This window comes from Actinoplanes sp. NPDC048796, assembly GCF_040650035.1.
Lineage (GTDB): Bacteria > Actinomycetota > Actinomycetes > Mycobacteriales > Micromonosporaceae > Actinoplanes.
Genome location: NZ_JBEZGO010000016.1, coordinates 19,456 through 36,710, shown reverse-complemented (window position 1 = coordinate 36,710; position 17,255 = coordinate 19,456). Strand labels below are relative to the sequence as shown.

At 67.4% G+C, this 17,255-nt stretch carries 15 protein-coding genes; 4 read left to right on the top strand and 11 right to left on the bottom strand.

What is annotated here, in order from left to right; translation table 11 throughout:
* Positions 1 to 999, top strand: a complete 999-nt coding sequence (locus tag AB0C26_RS39290; RefSeq protein WP_360258350.1) for an endo-1,4-beta-xylanase — start codon at positions 1 to 3, stop codon at positions 997 to 999.
* 164 nt (positions 1,000 to 1,163) lie between these two features.
* On the opposite strand, the gene AB0C26_RS39285 is transcribed toward AB0C26_RS39290, so the two are convergent.
* From AB0C26_RS39285 to AB0C26_RS39275, 3 genes are all read right to left on the bottom strand, one after another.
* Entirely contained in the window at positions 1,164 to 1,454 is a 291-nt protein-coding gene (locus AB0C26_RS39285) for a hypothetical protein (RefSeq protein ID WP_360258348.1), read from the bottom strand.
* A 47-nt stretch (positions 1,455 to 1,501) separates the two neighbouring features.
* Complete coding sequence (locus tag AB0C26_RS39280; RefSeq protein ID WP_360258346.1) at positions 1,502 to 3,019, bottom strand: hypothetical protein; 1,518 nt, start codon at positions 3,017 to 3,019, stop codon at positions 1,502 to 1,504.
* 124 nt (positions 3,020 to 3,143) lie between these two features.
* Positions 3,144 to 3,293: a hypothetical protein gene (locus AB0C26_RS39275; protein ID WP_360258343.1), complete on the bottom strand. Its 150-nt coding sequence runs from the start codon at positions 3,291 to 3,293 to the stop codon at positions 3,144 to 3,146.
* Here AB0C26_RS39275 and AB0C26_RS39270 point away from each other — a divergent pair, their 5' ends adjacent.
* The 3 genes from AB0C26_RS39270 to AB0C26_RS39260 all read left to right on the top strand — a co-directional run bounded on the left by AB0C26_RS39270 (position 3,294) and on the right by AB0C26_RS39260 (position 6,590).
* On the top strand, positions 3,294 to 3,425 hold the full coding sequence (locus AB0C26_RS39270; RefSeq protein WP_360258340.1) for a hypothetical protein: 132 nt from the start codon (positions 3,294 to 3,296) through the stop codon (positions 3,423 to 3,425). It abuts the gene before it with no gap.
* A 903-nt stretch (positions 3,426 to 4,328) separates the two neighbouring features.
* The gene (locus AB0C26_RS39265; RefSeq protein WP_360258338.1) at positions 4,329 to 5,459 is read left to right on the top strand and encodes a tyrosine-type recombinase/integrase; all 1,131 of its coding nucleotides are present in this window, start codon (positions 4,329 to 4,331) and stop codon (positions 5,457 to 5,459) included.
* A gap of 972 nt (positions 5,460 to 6,431) precedes the next feature.
* Complete coding sequence (locus AB0C26_RS39260) at positions 6,432 to 6,590, top strand: hypothetical protein (RefSeq protein WP_360258335.1); 159 nt, start codon at positions 6,432 to 6,434, stop codon at positions 6,588 to 6,590.
* Between the two features lie 492 nt (positions 6,591 to 7,082).
* On the opposite strand, the gene AB0C26_RS39255 is transcribed toward AB0C26_RS39260, so the two are convergent.
* From AB0C26_RS39255 to AB0C26_RS39220, 8 genes are all read right to left on the bottom strand, one after another.
* Positions 7,083 to 8,051 (bottom strand): cyclase family protein, encoded by a 969-nt coding sequence (locus AB0C26_RS39255; RefSeq protein WP_360258333.1) that lies wholly within the window; start codon positions 8,049 to 8,051, stop codon positions 7,083 to 7,085.
* On the bottom strand, positions 8,048 to 9,193 hold the full coding sequence (locus AB0C26_RS39250; RefSeq protein WP_360258331.1) for an alpha/beta fold hydrolase: 1,146 nt from the start codon (positions 9,191 to 9,193) through the stop codon (positions 8,048 to 8,050). The genes AB0C26_RS39255 and AB0C26_RS39250 overlap by 4 nt, the downstream gene beginning before the upstream one ends.
* Positions 9,194 to 9,215: 22 nt before the next feature.
* Positions 9,216 to 10,163, bottom strand: a complete 948-nt coding sequence (locus AB0C26_RS39245; RefSeq protein ID WP_360258329.1) for a fumarylacetoacetate hydrolase family protein — start codon at positions 10,161 to 10,163, stop codon at positions 9,216 to 9,218.
* Positions 10,163 to 11,101, bottom strand: a complete 939-nt coding sequence (locus AB0C26_RS39240) for a VOC family protein (protein ID WP_360258327.1) — start codon at positions 11,099 to 11,101, stop codon at positions 10,163 to 10,165. Before AB0C26_RS39240 ends, AB0C26_RS39245 begins: the two co-directional genes overlap by 1 nt.
* An 8-nt stretch (positions 11,102 to 11,109) precedes the next feature.
* Positions 11,110 to 12,240 (bottom strand): FAD-dependent monooxygenase, encoded by a 1,131-nt coding sequence (locus tag AB0C26_RS39235; RefSeq protein ID WP_360258325.1) that lies wholly within the window; start codon positions 12,238 to 12,240, stop codon positions 11,110 to 11,112.
* 131 nt (positions 12,241 to 12,371) lie between these two features.
* On the bottom strand, positions 12,372 to 13,274 hold the full coding sequence (locus tag AB0C26_RS39230; protein WP_360258323.1) for a LysR family transcriptional regulator: 903 nt from the start codon (positions 13,272 to 13,274) through the stop codon (positions 12,372 to 12,374).
* Between the two features lie 310 nt (positions 13,275 to 13,584).
* Entirely contained in the window at positions 13,585 to 14,598 is a 1,014-nt protein-coding gene (locus AB0C26_RS39225) for a LacI family DNA-binding transcriptional regulator (protein WP_360258321.1), read from the bottom strand.
* 62 nt (positions 14,599 to 14,660) lie between these two features.
* Entirely contained in the window at positions 14,661 to 17,255 is a 2,595-nt protein-coding gene (locus AB0C26_RS39220; RefSeq protein ID WP_360258319.1) for a glycoside hydrolase family 78 protein, read from the bottom strand.

Here is a 17,255-nt window from a genome sequence, read left to right as displayed (position 1 = left end):
GTGCTCACGGTCGCCGCCGCTGTCTTCGCGCCGACGGCGGCGAACGCGGCGGTTCTCACGCTGCGGTCGCAGGCGGCCAGACTGGGGATTATCGTCGGATCCGGTGCAATCAATCCGGACTATCTCGACGATCCCAAGTTCGGGCAGGTGCTCGCCCAGCAGTTCAACAGCCTGTCACCGGAGAACGAGCTCAAGTGGGAGAGCGTGGAGCCGCAGCGCGGCGTCTTCGACTTCACGAAGCTCGACCGGCTCGTCGACTTCGCCAAGCAGAACCGCATGACGGTGAAGGGCCACGGCCTGATCTCCGGGTGCTGCAATCCGGCCTGGCTCGAGCAGATCCAGACACCAGAGGAACTACGCGCCGCGCTGACCGTCCACTTCAAAACAATCATGGGCCGGTACGCGGGCAAGGTCGACCGGTGGGACGTCGCCACCGAAGTCCTCTCCACGTTCGGGGGCACCGGCCTCAATGCGAACTACTTCTACCGGGTCCTCGGCCCCGACTACCTCGCCGAGGTGTTCCGCATCGCGCACGCGGCCAACCCGAAGGCCAAGCTGTTCCTCAACGAGTCCCTCGTCGAGTTCTACCCCGCGAAGCGTCAGGAGCTCTACGACCTGGTCACCGACCTCGTGCGCAGAGGTGTGCCGATCACCGGTGTCGGACTGGAAACGCACATCACCTTCTCGGCGCCGGAGCCCGGAGTGATCACCGGCATCGTCAACTCCTACAAGTCCCTCGGACTTCAGGTGGCCATCACCGAGATGGACGTGCACCTGTCTCCGCTGCCGGACAACGCTGAGTTCACCGCCCAGGCGAAAATCTACGGCGACGTGGTCAACGAGGCACTGACCGCCGGCATTCGGGACATCAACTTCTGGGGTTTCACCGACAAACACGCCTACACCTGGGTGCCGGGCGCGAAGCCGCTGATGTTCGATGAGCAGTACCGCCCGAAGCCGGCCTTCTTCGCCACCTGGGGCGCCCTAGTCAGCCATTGATCCAAATCGGCCACCTCAAGTAAGGCGATACCGACTGTTGGAGAGCGCGGGACCCCTGTTGTGAAGTGCTCCTTAAGAGGTCCACTTCCCGCCGGGGTTCTGCGCTCTTTCAGCGCGGGGGACTGTAAGAGCCATTTTCTTGACAGTCCCCGGCGGGGATGCGGTCAGGTCAGGCTGTTGAGGAGCTGGCCGGCCACGGCGTTGCCTCGACCGTGGAGGCGGGCGAGGAGTTGCCGTCCGTTATCTGCGGTGGCGCCAGTCGCGCGCAGCGGATTCGGGGTGCGGGTGGAGATGGTGACCAGGAACTCGATGACTGCGGAATCCAACCTCTTGCTGGAGCGGGCGGTAAAGCGTTCGCGGTCGGCGAGCCAGCCGACAGCATCGTGGACGAACGCTGCCGCGGCCACCTCGCCGAAGAATCGGACGGCCCCGTAGGCGAAGTCGTCGTTGGCCATGTGCTTGCTGAACCACGTCGACCAAGCCGGCGCGGCCGCGCGGAGGGCTACTGTCTGCTGGTCGTTGACCGGGGAGTGCCCCCACTCGGTAGTAACACGACTGCTGGTACCCGGCTGTCGATCTTCGGTATCCGATAGTCCGCCGGCGGGGCCGGGTGGTCGATCACCAGGGCCGTGACCCATGTGACTGCCTTGCCGTCGACCGTGACTGCTCTTCCTCGGCCATTGATCATTCGGCTCGGTCTAGCGGTCAGCTGCTTGACGGTGCCATCAGCTTGGCGGGCCGCCGACGCTATCTTCTTGTCAAGCCATCCGGCTTCGCGGGTCATTTTCTCAGGTTCGACATCGCGGCTCTTGGCCTGCACCACTACGCCGCGTTCGCCGACGATCAGTAGTCCGTCGCCGACTTCCCGAACACCAGAACCCTTACGCTCTTGCTGCGGACGCAGAACGAAGTCGGGAAGTCCCCATGTCGCAGCGGCGTGCTGGATCGCATCTTCAGCCGCGGTTCCGCGGGCAACACGTCGGGGGAGCGGACTGGCGTCAGGGACGACGCGCTCAAAGGTTCCATGGGGCGTCGAAACGATCATTGTCAGATCATCGGCATCACGCAGGACTGCAAGCCCAAGCTCAGACGCGGCGACCGCGTCGAGCTCCTGCTGAGTCCAGCGTCGAGATGACCGACGAACATCCCTCCATGCTGCCGCCCGATCGCCGGCCGGCGCTTGCAGCAGCCGCTTGGAACCCGGAGCCTCGTCCACGAATTTCGTGAAGACAGCGGCGAATGTCCGGACGGCACGTCCGGCACGAAGTAGACGTTCGCTCAACGTGTCATCTGGTCCGTCGGGAACGAAACCGTCCGGGAAGGCCAGGTCGATGTTGGTTCCAGCCCGACCCGACACGGTGGCGTCGGCTGCACGTCCCACGACCTTGTATCGCGCCACTACTCGCTCGTCCACGAGTTCTCCCGGCGGCTGCGGACACAGCGTGACTGCATCAGCGGGCGGCTCAATGGAGATCTGGGGATCGATGGCAGTGGCCCATGCACCGAGCAGCGAGCCACTGTCCAGACGGTTCGTCCAGTCGAGCAGCTGCTGCAAGCCGACACGGATATCATCCAGCTGATGACCGGAGGGTTCTCGCTGGAACGGTTGGCAGTCCTCGATCATCGCGACCTGAAGGTCCAGGGCACCGTCGACGCAGGACTGTTTCAGCAACGCGGCGAAGTTCTCCGGGGAGTCGGCGATCGGGAAGTAGCGGGGAGCATCCGAATCCCGAAGGCGGTGCCGGATGCTGAACATCGTGACGGACTCCGTGACAAGAGCATCCAGACAGGCCCACAGCTCGTCGACGCATTCCTTAAACGAGCCGGTGAGTTGCTCTCGCACGCCGGCAGGCCAGTCGGCGTACGCGACGATCATGACGTCTCCGTCAGAAGACGTCATGACACCAGTGTCGAACAACTCCTCGCCTAGCAGGTCGCGCCAGCGAGTAAGAAGTCGCTCTCTGGCGACACCAGCAGCCTTCAGGTGCGTCGCCGCCTGCGGAAAGTACCGTGCGAACATGTTTGGCGAGGATAGCGGGACCGACGTGCGGGATCATCCGTGATTAGCGGTCCCGCGGAGCGCAGTCGACGCTACTGCCGCGTCAGGCCGTGGGCCGCCACGGATATCACACGCGGAAAGTCGGTTAGCCGGGCTCGGGGCCTCGACTCGTTGCCGGCACAACGTTGAGGGTGTGGCCGTCGGCGCCCTCCGCGATGGCGACCACCGCGAAGTGCTGCCCGCCCAGCGAGATGTCACCGCCGGCATAACGCTGGGGGACATACAGTGTTCCCATGTGCTGACGCTGCCCAGCGCCTTGAAGGTAAAGGTCAAGCTTGAAAGTCAATCGATGATCCACGCGTTTGATGATCGCTGCCGCCGCGCGGTACCGCCGGACACGCTGTCCGCCATGGCGTTGCCGACGTGACAAAGCGATGGGCTTACTTGATTGCCTGGCCGTTGTCGGGCCGCTCACGTCGAACGATGCGTCTACTCTCCTTCACCGGGCGGTCAATCCGAAAGACAGGGCGAGCCGGTGTGGTGACCCATAGCGGTAAGGAGTTCGGACTCTGCCTCTTGAAGCACCGTCAAGGTTTTAGATGGTTCCAATCTGATCTCGCCAGGATTGGCTGCCGTGAAGATCAATCCTGTCCAGGGTCGAGTGCGGCTTTGGTGACCGCTCGGTGCCACATGGCCATGACTTGGCTGCCTGCCTGTTTGCAACCGTCACCATTCATGGAGTCCGATGCCAGCAAGGGCTCAGCCGAAGCCGCAGCAGGAGCGGTCGGATTGACGCGGTACTCCAAGAATATGAATGCATAGTGTTCATCCGTGACCGTGCCCAAGGCCATTCTTAAGCAGCGTTCCTTCCAGCGGCGAGGCTGAGTATGGGTTGCACGCCGCTGGGCTGTGCTCGTCGCGCTCGAGCGACGGGGCTGAGTCGACAGAAAACCCTGCAGAGAATCGCTCTGACGCATCTCTGCGTCTAAAGGCGCAGGTAGAGTGAGGTACGGGCCACTTCGAGGCGTAGGGTGGCAGCGACCCCTTTACTCGGCCGAGTATACTTTTCAGTGACCTGGTAAAACGTTTGTTAGCACGTCGCTGCCCCCAATAAATGCTGGGGGTCAAGGGGTCGCAGGTTCAAATCCTGTCAGCCCGACCAGCTTTTTCAAGCCGTTGGCAAGGACGAAAGTCCTGGTCAGCGGCTTTTTCAATGGACGAACGTCGCTTGACCAAGATCGCTCCAGTGGATCTTGTGGTCACAAGCGTGGTCACATGGATGGCTACCGTGGATCTCACCTGCTCGATCGGGTGACCACGGGGGACCGCCATGACAGTCGGCTCGTACGAACTCTCCACCAAGAAGATCCTCTGGTTCTTCGTCATCGACCTGCCTGTCGGCGACGACGGAAAACGGCGCCAGTACAAGCGCCGCGGGTTCCCAAGTAGGACGGCGGCGGAGAAAGCGGAAAGCGAAGCACGGAAGGCGTACGGCGAGGCCAGCATCGGCGCCGACGGCAGTGTCGCCGCCGAGCTGAACGGCTGGTTGTCGGAGCGGGAACTCGACATCGAAGAGACCACTCAGGACAACTACCGCAACCTGTTCCGGATGTACGTGTACCCGCACATCGGCGGCCGCCAGCTGTATGACCTCGACCGGCGGATCGTCCAGGACTTCTACAAGACACTGCTGACAGAAGGCGGCGCTAATAAGAAGCCGTTGTCGCCCACGACCGTCCGCACCGTTCATCGTGTGCTGATGAAAGCGTTTCGGGATCTCGGCATCGAACTCGGCCAGGTGCGGCAGCCGCGCCCGGCCGAGCGGGAGGATCAGGGCCGCAAAGGGGTGTGGACGCCGAAGGAGTCGAAGCAGTTCCTCAGGTTCCACCGCGATTCGCGGTTGTATGCGGCGTGGGCGCTCCCGGTGGTCGCCGGTACGCGTCGCGGGGAGATCGCCGGGCTGCGCTGGTCGAAGGTCGATCTCGACAACGGGATCGTCCACATCCACATCCAGCGGACTATCTGCGGCAACAAGGTCCTCGAGAAATCGCCCAAGGGAAAGAGCCGGCGTGCCATCGCGATCGGCCCGGCGATGGTGCGCGTCCTGCGCGAGCACAAAGCCCGCCAGGACGAGGAGAAAGCCGCCGCCGGCTTGCTGTACCACGACTACGGATACGTCTTTCCTCGCGAGGATGGCAAGCCGTACTACCCGCGGTACTTCACCGATCGGTGGGAGGACGCCTGTAGCGCGGCTGGTGTGCCGGTGATCGTTCTGCACGACGCCCGGCACACCTCGGCGACCGCCGGGGCGGACGCCGGCGTTCCGGAACACGTCATGCAGAAGCGGCTCGGACACGCCGATGCCCGCACGACGCGCGAGGTCTACGCCCACGTGCTGCCCGAGAGCGAGCGCAAAGCCGCCGAGCTGATGGACTCGGCCCTCGGAGAAGAAGCCGCCTGAAAGTGTGAAACGACCTGCGTTCGACCGCGCTTCGGCCGTCCTAAGCCGGGTTAACACCCGACAGGTGAAGACAACCCCAGACAACTATCGGTCCCCAAGACTCGCGTGGTGCGCTTAGACCATGCCGTCAGCCCCCCGATCCCACCCCAGAGGGGTCGAGGGCTGACGGCAGCGATAGATGGAAGGGGAATTCGGGTGTCCAAGCGCTCATGGACGGCCGAAGAGGTTCGTCAGCTCGGCGTGGCAACCGACGTCGAGACCGCAGGTTCCGTGCTTGGCATCGGACGCACCACCGCGTACGCCTTGGCGCGGGCCGGCGCCTTCCCGGTTCCTCTCATCCGAGTTGGTCACCGGTACGTCGTCTCCGTCGAGGGATTGCTCCAAGTGCTCGGGGCGGTCGACACGGTGGACGTGGCGTCCCGATCGCAGGAAGGGACATGACATGCCTAGCTCGCAGGATCTCGAACCCGAAGTCGACTGGCGAACATGGATTGAGGATCACGGTGGCTTGCTCAGAGCCTTCGAATCCGAGACATTCGCGACAGGCAACAGCGAGGCCGATTCACGCCTCGCCGCCGGTGCCCTGATCATGGCTGCCACGCAGATCATCGATGAGCTCTTCCAAGACATCGAGACGCTCGCCGGTGACAGCGCCGGCACCGTTTTCGACAGCTCCACGACATTCTTTGTGTTGGACGAACTGCCGCGCAGGTTCGCACCCCACTACAACGGCCGGTTCGCACGGAGATTCCAGGTGGCCACCGTAATGATCACCGGCAGGCTCTCGGCCGCCGAGTGGATGGCGCCCTCATCCGTTGCGGAAGCACTCGCTCTGCACCTCGTCGTCACCCGCGCGCAGAACCTGCTCGTCGACCACGGGTCCTCTCGCCGGAGCAGGCACGCGAGCTCTACCTCGACTTCTACGACGCCGCCTTCGAGGATGTCGACCACGAGTGGCTCTACCAGGCCGACATGGGCGGATTCGAGGACAACATGGAGTTCGCCGGCAAGTTCGGCACCACCGACATGCGGGTGGACTCCTGGTTCGACCAGATCGCGGACGCGCCTGGGTCCGTCCACCCGTTCTCGGCCGACATCCCGGCGCCCAAGCTCGGAGGAGGAAGAGCCTAGGGCCGGTGACATGGCGAGACCGTGGGTCGCCGGGTTCCATCGACTAAGGTGGAGCCAGCGGCCGGTCTCGCTCTGCGTTCAGGCCCTTCCGCGCACCACACTGGCAGTGTGGGGGTCAGCGGTCTCTGCTGGGCGCCTCTCGACGATAGTAAGCGGCGAAGCGGAGTTTGTGCGCAGTTATTGCTTACTCATTGTGTCGGACGCGCCGTCGCATTCCAAACACTTGACAGAATAGGTTCAGGTTAGGTTCCTAGGATGCCTTTGGCGATGCGGCCCAGCCTGGTACGAGCAAGCTTTGAGGGGCCGAACCTGCGTAGCTCATTTGCCAATGAACGACCGATCACCTACAGATTGGCTACGGCGGCGGGTCGACCACCACGACGATTCGCTGGCCCGACATGCATGGGCGCGGTCGTCGTCGGCATTATGACCGCGCAACGGCTTGACCGGCCCTCCTCGAGCTGACCTGAGAACAAATCAGCCGTGATGCGATCACTTGACGGCTATCGGGTTGACTGGAGAGCCGACGGCGCCGGTGATCGGCAGGGGAGCGGCGTTCAGCCAGAACTCGTACACGCCGTCGGCGCGGCAGTCCTCGGCGAGAGCGTCGAGGTCCCACATCTCGCCGAGGAACAGGCCGATGTGTGGGATGGCGACCTGGTGCAGCGGCTGGAACGCGTCGTCGAACTCGTTAGGGCGAACTTCGAATCCCCAGGTGTCGGTGGCGATCGCGGCTATCTCGGTGTCGTGCAGCCACTCCGCTGTGGTGAACGACAGGCCCGGTGCCGGTCCGCCGGCGTAGTCACCCCAGCCGTCGCGGCGGGCGCGGGCGAGCTGGCCGGTGCGGACCAGCACGATGTCGCCGGTTGCGACTTTCGAGGTCGGCCCTTGCTCGTCGATGGTGGCGCGTAAATGTTCGGCGGTGATGGGGAACCCGTCGGGTAGTTCTCCGTCGGTGCCGATCGTGCGCCCCACGTCGAGAAGGACACCGCGCCCGGCGATGACGTCCGCCACCGTTTCGATGCCGGTGACCGCGTCGCCCAGGCTGGTGACGACCTCGCCGGCCGGCCGGCCGTTCCAGGCGATCCCGTGGTCGAAGATGTGACCGAGCCCGTCCCATTGCGTCGAGCACTGCAGGGGCATGGCGATGATGTCGTCGGCGCCGCCGAGGCCGTGCGGGAAGCCTTGGATGCCGGCGGCGGCGTCAGTGCCGGTGTCGAGCATGGTGTGCACGGGGTTGGTCCGGCGGCGCCAGCCTTTCTGCGGGCCGTCCATGTCGAACGACTGGGCCAGCGAGAACGACACCCCGCGACGGACCAGCGCCGCGCCTTGCTTGCGCTTGGCGGGGGTGAGGAAATTCATCGTGCCGCGTACGTCGTCAGCGCCCCACCGTCCCCAGTTGGAGCAGCGTTTGGCGGCCGCGGCGATGGCGCCGGCCGGGTCGGTGCGGTCGAGGCTCACGGCAGCTCCCGGAAGGTGCCGGCGATCCAGTCGGCGATGAAGACGCTGACGTAAGGCAGGTGGTCCAGGCCGATGTGTTCCGCGCCGCCCTCGTCGGCGGTGAACACCCGCAACTCCCGTTTGGGGCTGTTGACCGCCTGTTCGTAGGAGCGGTGCGCGTACGTCACGGGGATCTGCCGGTCGTTGGCGCCGTGAGCGATCAGGAACGGCACGGTGATCTGCTCTACGACGCCGTCGAGGTTGACCGCCTCGGCCTTCTTGATGAAGGTGTCGAGGTCGGTCTCGCCCCACACCCACAGCACGTGGTCCCAGTAGTGCGGGACCGGGTTCTCGCCCTCGCGGTCCAGGCGGCGTTTCTGTACGGCACCCCAGTCGTGGTTGGCGCCCCACGCGACGCACAGGGCGAGCCGCTTCTCGAACGCGGCGGCCCGCGGCGCGTAGTAGCCACCCAGCGACCAGCCGACCAGGCCGATCCGGGCCGGGTTCACGTCACCGCGTTCCAGCAGGTAGTCGACGCAGGCCGCGGCCCAGTCCTCGGTCTCGACCCGAGCGGTCAGCCCGCCGAAGCGCAACGCTTCGCCACTGCCCGGGCAGTCCACCATGAGTGTGGAGATGCCCCGGGCGGCCAGTTCCTGGCTGAAGCCGGCGGCGTACATGTGTTCCTTGGTGGAGTCCAGGCCGTTCCACATGATCATGCAGGGGGCGCCGGGGCCTGCGTCGGTGAAGTAGGCCGGCAGCGTCGTCGTCTCGAAGGGCACCCGCACCCGGCTGGTCGCCGGGTCGATCAGGTCGAAGGCCTTCTGCATGAGGTCCAGGCAGCGCTGATAGACGGCGGCGCGGTCGGGGGAGTGGGCGCTCTGCATCCGTTCGGCCTGGCTCAGGTAGTTCGCCGCCCGCAAATACTTTTGCCCGGCCGTACGCGTGTGCCCGGCCGTCTCGTCGGCCGCGGCCTGCCCGGCGAGTTGCTCGGCGACCGCGGCCCAGGAGGCCATGAGCTCGCGGGTGCCGACGTCGGAGCCTTGGGCGGCCAGTTCCCGGATCGGGCGGCAGGCCCGATCCACCTCATCGATGAGCCCGCCGCTGTTGAGGGTGGCGACCACGCTGAGGTTCCACACGTAGTTGCCCGGGAAGTACTCGAACATTCGTTACTGCCTTTCCGATGTTTCACAGAGGATCGGAGGGATGTGGCGTCGCCGCCGCACTGCGGGCCGCGGCCGGGTCCCGCCGCCGGACCGCTGTGAGTGAAGGCTGTGACGGGCCGGAGACGACCCGGTTGGTGAGGCTGCCGATGCCCTGCACCGTCAAGGTGACCACGTCGCCGTCACGCAGCGGTGGCGGTTCCTGGCGGCCGGTGCGGCCCCACAGCTCCGCGAGGCAGCCGCCGTTTCCCACCGTGCCGGAGCCGAGGACGTCGCCTGCGACCAGTCGGCTGTCGCGGCCGGCGTAGGCGAGCAGGGCCGGGAAGCTCCAGCCCATGTTGGACAGCAGATCCCGGCCGACCTCGGCGCCGTTGACGGCGGCGCTGCACCACAGGTCCAGGAAGCCGTCGCGGTCGGCGTAGGGCTCCAGTTCGTCGGCGGTCACGATCCACGGGCCGAGGCTGCCGGCGAAGTCCTTGCCCTTGGCCGGTCCTAGGTGCACCTGCATTTCGCGGCTCTGCAGGTCGCGGGCGGACCAGTCGTTGAAGATCGTGTAGCCGAAGATCGAGCCAGCCGGCCCGACGACGGCAGCGACCTCGAGTTCGAAGTCACGGGCCGTGGACGCGGCGGGGAACGGCACGTCGTCGTCCGGTCCGTAGATCGTGTGCGGATTGCTGAAGTAGAAGGTGGGCGCGTCGTACCAGGCGTCCGGAACCCCGGCCACGCCGTCGACGCTGCGCCGCACCCCGCTCACGTGCTCCTCGAAGGCCACGAAGTCGCGCAGTGAGGCTGGGCTCAGCGGTGCCCGCAGACGCACCTGTGTCAGCGGGACAGCGTCGCCGAGCGGGGGAGCGTCGGGCCAAGCGGCGATGATCGTACGGGCGTCGAGGTTGGCGGCATAGGGGCGGACGACGTCGCCGTCGACAACCCCGCAGTGCTGTTCACCGGCGTACGTGAAGGTGGCCAGGCGCATCAGAGCGGCGGGGCGACGAAGATGCCGCGGTCGGGATCGTTGAACGATTGCTTGGCCACGAACTCGGTCATCGGGTTCGCCGTGCCCCACTGGTCGCTGACCATCGGGTCGGTGAAGTCGTAGAGGTGTGGATGCCAGGTGTCCTCGTCCAGCTGCTCCAGCTCGGTGGTGTACTCGACGGTGTTGCCGTGCGGGTCGAGGAAGTAGCTGAAGGTGTTGTTGCCGGCCATGTGCCGGCCGGGGCCCCACACCTTCTCCACGCCGGCGCGCAGCAGCCGGCCGGTGCCGCGCATGTACTCGTCGATACCGCGCATCTCGAACGAGGCGTGGTGCAGCGCGACGTGCGGGCCGCGGGCGATCGCGAGGCTGTGGTGGTAGGTGTTGGTGCGCAGGAACCACATCATCTGGCCCATGTGCGGGTGCATGAGGGTGTCGGACAGCGCGAAGCCCAGATGCCGCTGGTAGAACGCCACGGTCGCCTCGGGGTTCGGCGAGTTGATGACCACGTGCGACAGCTTGACCGGGACTGACTCGCCGGCCTCCACCTTGCGGTGGGCGCGCACGGCGACGTCACAGGACACTTCGACCGTACGGCCGTCGTTGTCGAAGAACCGGAAACCGTAGCCGCCGCCCGGGGTGTGCAGCGTGCCGGGTTCGCTGACCAGTCGCACACCGTCGCGGCCGAGACGCTCGGCGAGCGTGTCCACGTCCCCCGGGCCGGCCGCGCCGAAGGCGATCAGGTCAAGGCGCTTCTCGTCAGCTTGGCGCAGGCGGACCGAGTACTGCTCGGGTGAGCCGGCCGCGGCCAGGAAGGCCAGGCCGTCGTCGGTGGTCTCGGGCGTGAGACCCCACAGGGTGGTGTAGAAGTCCAGCTGTTTGTCGTAGTCGGGCACGGCCAGGTCGACGTGCCGCAGGTGGGTGATCAGTCGTTCGTCCATGACGCTCCTCAGGCGGGGTCGGCCAGCAGGTGGGAGATGCGGCCCATCAGGCCGGGGACGTCGCCGCGTTCGCCGGCCAGCAGCCAGTCGCACAGTTGCAGCGAGCCTTCGACCACCGTGCGGGCCCGGTGATGACGGCGGTCCGTGAAGGAGCGCCACAGCGCCTCGTCGAGGGTGCCGGCGGCCAGCAGCAGCTCGGCGAGGACGTCGGCGTCCTCGAGCGCCTGCGCGGCGCCCTGCGCGAGGGTGGGCGGGCAGGCGTGGGCGGCGTCGCCGATCAGCACGACCCGGCCCCGGTGCCAGGGCGCGTCCAGCAGGTGGCTCTCGAAGTGGGTGTAGTTGATCCGGGTGGGGTCGGTCAGCGTGGCGCGGATGTCGTCCCACGGCCCGTGGTAGGCGCCGGCGAGCTCACGCATCACGTCCAGTGACTGCTCAGGGGTCAGCGCGCCGCGGTCCTGCGCGTCCTCGACGATGTAGGCGTAGAGGGAGTCGTCGCCGGTCGGGCAGTAGCCGGCGATGTAGCTCGGTCCGCCGTAGTACAGATCGGTACGTACGACCGACTCCGGCCGGGTGGTGAAGACCCGCCAGATGCCCATCCCGACGCTCCGGGTCGCCAGCTCGATGCCGAGGCCGCGGCGGGTCGCCGAACGGATGCCGTCGGCGCCCACGACCAGGTCGTAGCGGCCGGTCGAGCCGTCGGCGAAGGTGACGTCCACGCCGGCGTCGTCCTGCTCCAACGACCGGAAGCCGGTGTCGAAGCGGACCTTGGCGCCGGCCTCGGCCGCGCGGGTGAGCAAGGTCCGGGCCAGATCCGGCCGGTACATGCCGAGGGTGGCGGGCAGCTCGGGGCCGCCGGTGCGCAGATCGTCCAGTTCGGCGATCAGCGTCCCGTGCGGGTCCGGCGCGCGCAGGCCCAGCGTGCTGAAGGCGTACCCCTGCTCGGAGATCTGTTCCCAGACGCCGAGCCGGCGCAGGATCCGCAGGGCGTTGCCCTGCAGGGTGATCCCGGAACCGAACGCGCCCGCGTCGGGTTTGGCGTCGATGAGATCGACCGAGACGCCACCGGAAGCGAGGAGAATGGCTGTCGCGGCGCCGGCCGCGCCTGCCCCGACCACGAGGACGTTACGAACTGCGGGCACTCGGGTTACTCCTCTGTTGCTTGAGGTGTGAGTGCCACCACTCTCGCCGCGGCCGCGCCAGGTCCGGAAGCCCGATCCGGTGATAGCCGGTATAGGCGCGGCGGATCCCCCGAGGCCGTCGGCCGTTGGCCTCAGCCTTGAACCTGCACGGCCGCCTCGGCGAAGCACCGGCGCAACCAGCGGTGCCCCGGGTCGGATTCGTTCATCGGGTGCCACCAGATGGCCTCGATCAAGGGCGTGGCGTCGAACGGGCAGGCCACCATGCGGACCGGGTGGCCGGCGGCCATCGCGCGGCCGAGCTGGCGCTGGACGAGCGCAACCCGGTCGGTGCCGGCGATCAGCGCCGGCAGGGCGGCATAGCTCTCCACCACCATGCGAATGTTCAGTTCGACACCGTGCGTGCGCAATTCACGCGCGGCGATGCTGACCGCGGTGCCGTTGTGGTACGTCATGATCCATGGCATCCGGCTCAGGTGCTCCATGGTCAGCGAACGCGCCGGGGACTCCTCGGCGACCAGCAGGACCCATTCGTCCTCGTACAGGTCGTGGTACGGCAAATCGGTGACGACGCCGTGGGGCAGAACGAGCAGGTCGGTGGTGCGCAGGACGTCAGCCGCCTGGTCGACGTTGTCGCGGCTGGTGGGACGCACCTGCAGCCGTACCCGCGGGGCCTGGCGGTCGACGATCGCGGCGACCACGGGACCGAGCACCGTCAGCGCGTAGTCGCTCATGATCACGCTGAACGTGCGCTCCGAGAGAGCCGGATCAAAGGCGGGTTGGTCGGCGAAGACCCTGTCGGTCGCGGCGATGGCGGCGCCGGTGCGCTCGATCAGCCGGGCGGCCAGCGGAGTGAGCTGATAACCATGGCCAGCCCGGATAAGCAGCTCGTCGCCGAAGTGCCGGCGCAGCTTGGCCAGCGCGGCGCTGGTGGCCGGCTGGCTGAGGCCCAGGCGCTCGGCGGCGCGGGTGACGCTGCACTCGTTGAGCAGCGCGTCGAGGGCGATCAGCAGGTTCAGGTCGACGTGGCGGGTCATCGCTCGGTGAGCTCCATCCATGCAACGGATACCGGTTATCAGCACGTTCGGCTTGCCGGATTCTGCGCCGTCATCAAAGCTGGGTCAATCCACCACCCCTCTTTCTTCGACGGAATGCTCAGCAACGCCATGAGCACTCTTTGCGTTGCCGCGATAACGCCATTCCGGCGTTGCTTGGGCAGAAGGTTAAAACGGCTTTAGGGAATTATCGGAGTCGATTGAAATGGCGCCGATCCAACGGACACGCCCGCCTCTGGGACCCACGACAGGACCGGGGGCGGGCGGTTCAACCGTTGTGTGCCGGCCTGTTTCAGGCGCGGGAACGACCGAGTATTCGGGCGGTGCTCGACTCGCGGACGACGAGTTCGGGCGTGAAAACGATGTCCTTGTGCTCGACCGCCGGGTCGCTCATTTCCTGGATCAGTTGTTTGACCGCGGTCCGGCCGATGTCAACGGCGGCTTGGTGAACGCTGGTGAGCTCGACCGCGCAGGCGGCGCTGGCCAGGTCGGTGTCGTCGAAGCCGACGACGGCCAGGTCTTCGGGGATACGCAGGCCGTTGCGGGTCACCTCTTGAACGAGGCCGACGGCGATGAGGTCATTGGCGCAGAAGATGGCGGTGGGGCGCTCGGCGGCCGGGATGGCGACCAGGCGTGCGCCAGCGGCGAGGCCGTCGGCGAACTCGGCGTTGGCGGTTTCCAGCCAGGTGAGCTGGGCCTGAGCGGCGGCGGCCGTACGTGCAGCGCCCTGATAGCGCTCGTCGTGACGCCAGCCGGCGTACGCCAATCGGCGGTGTCCGAGCCCGATGAGGTGCTCCGCGGCCAGGACGCCCCCGTAGTCGTCGTCGCTGCGGACCGCGCTACGGCGGCGGCTGGAGACCTCGCGGGCCAGGATGACCACCGGCGTGCCGCGCTGCTCGAGCTCGGCCAGCAAGGGGTCCTCGACGTCGTGCGGGGTGATGATCAGGCCGTCGAGGCGTCGCTCGGTGAGCCGGCGTAACAGCCTCTGTTCGCGGTCGTACTCGCCCAGGCCCGTGTCGAACAGGGCGACGTCCGCACCCACGTCCGCGGCGGCTTCCTCCGCGCCGGTGGCCACGTCGGTGAAGAACGGGTTGCCGACGTCGAGCACCACCAGTCCGATCGAGCGGCTGCGCCCCACCCGCAGCGCCCGCGCGGAGGCGTTGGGGATGTAGCCGACGGCCTCCATCGCCTGGTGTACCCGCTCGCGGGTCTCGTCGGTGACCAGGTGCGGGCGGTTGAGGGTGTTGCTGACCGTGCCGTCCGAGACACCGGCCACCCGGGCCACGTCCCGGATCGTCGCGCGCATGTCGTCCACCTGTCGCCACCGGCCTGCTCCCGTGCGCCGATCGTACGGGAGCAGGCCATCGATCAGAACCTGTAGGGAAGCGGCTCGGGTGCGACCGGGTCGTCCTCGGCCGCCCGGAAGGGCCGCGAGAAGCGGTGTCGCCCGGAGCCGACGGTGACGAGGTCGGCGCCGGGCAGGTCCACCCGCGCCTCGCACCCGGGCGGGACCGTCACGTCGACGTGCAGGACGGCGCCGTCCCGGCGCCAGGCAACCGAGGCCGGCCCGTACGGCGTGAGATGCCGAGCGGACGCGTGTGTGAGCCCGCCGCCGGGTTGCGGCCGGACCGACATCGTGCGGTAGCCGGGCGCCGCCGGTGCGAGGCCGGCGACGACGCGGTGCAGCCAGTCGGCGACCGCGCCCAGCGCGTAGTGGTTGAACGAGGTCATGTCGCCCGGGTTGATACTGCCGTCGGGCAGCATGCTGTCCCAGCGTTCCCAGATGGTCGTCGCTCCCATCGTCACCGGGTACAGCCAGGACGGGCAGCCTTTCTCCAGCAGGATCCGGTACGCCTCGTCGAGGTGGCCGGACGAGCTGAGCGCGTCGAGGATCAGCGGGGTGCCCGCGAAGCCCGTACCGATGCGATAGGCGTTGTCCCGCGCGAGTTGCGCGAGCCGGTTCCCGGCGTGCCGGCGCTGCTCGTCACCGTCGACAAGTTCGAAGCAGATCGCGAGCGCGTACGCGGTCTGGGTGTCGGAGACGCATCGCCCGGCCGAGGTGAGGAACTCGCGGCGGAAGCCCGCGGTGACCTGGTCGGCCAGGTGCTCGTAGGCGCTGGCGTCGTCCGGCTTGCCGATCAGCCGGGCCTGCCGGGACAGCAGCCGGGCCGAGTGCGCCAGATATGCGGTGGCCACCAGGTAGGCGTCGGTGCGAGCCTGCCCCGGGCGGTCCGGTGGCGCGGCCGGGTCGAGCCAGTCGCCCAGTTGCGGACCGTCGGAGATGACGTCGTGCTCGTCGAGCAGCCGCCGGCAGCCCTCCACCCACGCTCGGGCGGTCTCGTATCCGGTTACCGACGGGCCCGCGTCGCCGGCCCGATCCAGCAGCACGGCGGGCGCCACCGTGGTGACGTCGCCCCAGACCGCGCAGTGGAACTGGGGAAACGAAGTCTCGATGTGCGGGACATAGAGCGGGACGAGCCCGTCCGGCCCGGTCTCGGCGTCGACGTCGGCCAGCCAGTCGGCGATGCTGCCCGCGGAGTCGTACAGGAACGCCGCGGTGGGGGCGAATACTTGCAGGTCGCCGGTCCAGCCGAGGCGTTCGTCGCGTTGCGGGCAGTCGGTGGGCACGGAGACGAAGTTGCCGCGCATGCTCCAGCGGACATTCTCGTGCAGGCGGTTGACCAGTGGGTCGGAGCAGTCGAACTCGCCGGCCGGGGTCATGTCGTCGTGGCAGACCACGGCCACGACGTCGCCGGGGTTGATCTCGCCCGGCCAGCCGGTGATCTCGGCGTACCGGAAGCCGTGGTAGGTGAAGCGAGGTTCCCAGACCTCAATGCCGCTGCCGTTGAGGACGTAAACGTCGTGGGCGTCGGCGGTGCGCAGCGGGCGCAGGCTCAGACGCCCGTTCTCGAGGACCTCGGCGTGCCGCATCCCGATGGTCGTGCCGGCCGGCCCGGACACGCGGATCCGCAGGCGGCCGGGAAGGTTCTGCCCGAAGTCGAGCAGGTGAGTCTCGGCGTCGACGCGGGTGACGGAGACCGGCGCGACGTCCTGGATGCGGCGAACCGGCGGCCCGATCGGCGCGACCAGGGCGCCGACTTCGGGATCCACCTGCTCCACCGGAGTCCAGTCCGTCGGCTGGAGCCGGGCGTCGTGGTGCTCGCCGTCGTAGATGCTCGCCCGGGTGATCGGGCCGGTCGCGGCGCTCCACGACTCGTCGGTCACCACCAGTTCAGTGGTGCCGTCGGCGTACGTGAGCTCCAGTTGGGCCAGCAGGGCCGTGCGGTTGCCGTAGCGGCCGGCGACGCGGTTCCAGCCGAGGCTGCCGCGCCACCAGCCGTCGGCGAGCCAGCCGCCGAGGGCGTTGAGGCCGGAGGAGAGCAAACCGGTCACGTCGTACGTCTGATAGCGCAACCGATGGTGATAGCTGGTCCAGCCCGGCGCCAGAACGTCGCTGCCGACGCGTTCGCCGTTGAGCTCGAGCTCGTAAACGCCGCAGGCGGTGGCGTAGATCCGGGCCCGGACCAGGCCATCGCGGACGGCGAAGTCGCGGCGCAGCAGGACCGCGGCCGTCTGCTCGCGCGCGCTGATGAAGGACGCCTTCCAATCCTGGTGCTCGAGCAGGCCCGCCTCGGCCGTGGTGACTTCACTCCACGGCGAGGGCGTCTCGTCGCCGGCCGGCCAGACCCGGACCCGGACGCCGACCCGATCGCGGGATCGCAGGACCGGGCCGGGCCACGGCATGAGAACGCTGTCGGGCGAGGCGATCCGGCCGCTGGTCCACAGGTGCGCGCCGTCGGTGGTGACGGCTTCGATTTCGTACGCCTGTTGGCGCCATCCGGTCGCCTCGGTCTCGACCCGCCAGGACAGCCGCGGTGCGGACTCGCCGATGCCCAGCAGCTCGGTGTGGTGCTCGATGCGGGGCGCGAGGACCCGTACGCCGGACTGGTGTTGCTCTGTCAC

Excerpts from the sequence above, each read along its gene's own strand:
- AB0C26_RS39285 (WP_360258348.1), bottom strand. The coding sequence starts at position 1,454 with ATGGCCAACGACGACTTCGCCTACGGGGCCGTCCGATTCTTCGGCGAG.
- AB0C26_RS39280 (WP_360258346.1), bottom strand. The coding sequence starts at position 3,019 with ATGTTCGCACGGTACTTTCCGCAGGCGGCGACGCACCTGAAGGCTGCT.
- AB0C26_RS39250 (WP_360258331.1), bottom strand. The coding sequence starts at position 9,193 with ATGTTCGAGTACTTCCCGGGCAACTACGTGTGGAACCTCAGCGTGGTC.
- AB0C26_RS39245 (WP_360258329.1), bottom strand. The coding sequence starts at position 10,163 with ATGCGCCTGGCCACCTTCACGTACGCCGGTGAACAGCACTGCGGGGTT.
- AB0C26_RS39265 (WP_360258338.1), top strand. The coding sequence starts at position 4,329 with ATGACAGTCGGCTCGTACGAACTCTCCACCAAGAAGATCCTCTGGTTC.
- AB0C26_RS39230 (WP_360258323.1), bottom strand. The coding sequence starts at position 13,274 with ATGACCCGCCACGTCGACCTGAACCTGCTGATCGCCCTCGACGCGCTG.
- AB0C26_RS39225 (WP_360258321.1), bottom strand. The coding sequence starts at position 14,598 with ATGCGCGCGACGATCCGGGACGTGGCCCGGGTGGCCGGTGTCTCGGAC.
- AB0C26_RS39260 (WP_360258335.1), top strand. The coding sequence starts at position 6,432 with ATGGGCGGATTCGAGGACAACATGGAGTTCGCCGGCAAGTTCGGCACC.
- AB0C26_RS39275 (WP_360258343.1), bottom strand. The coding sequence starts at position 3,293 with ATGGGAACACTGTATGTCCCCCAGCGTTATGCCGGCGGTGACATCTCG.
- AB0C26_RS39240 (WP_360258327.1), bottom strand. The coding sequence starts at position 11,101 with ATGGACGAACGACTGATCACCCACCTGCGGCACGTCGACCTGGCCGTG.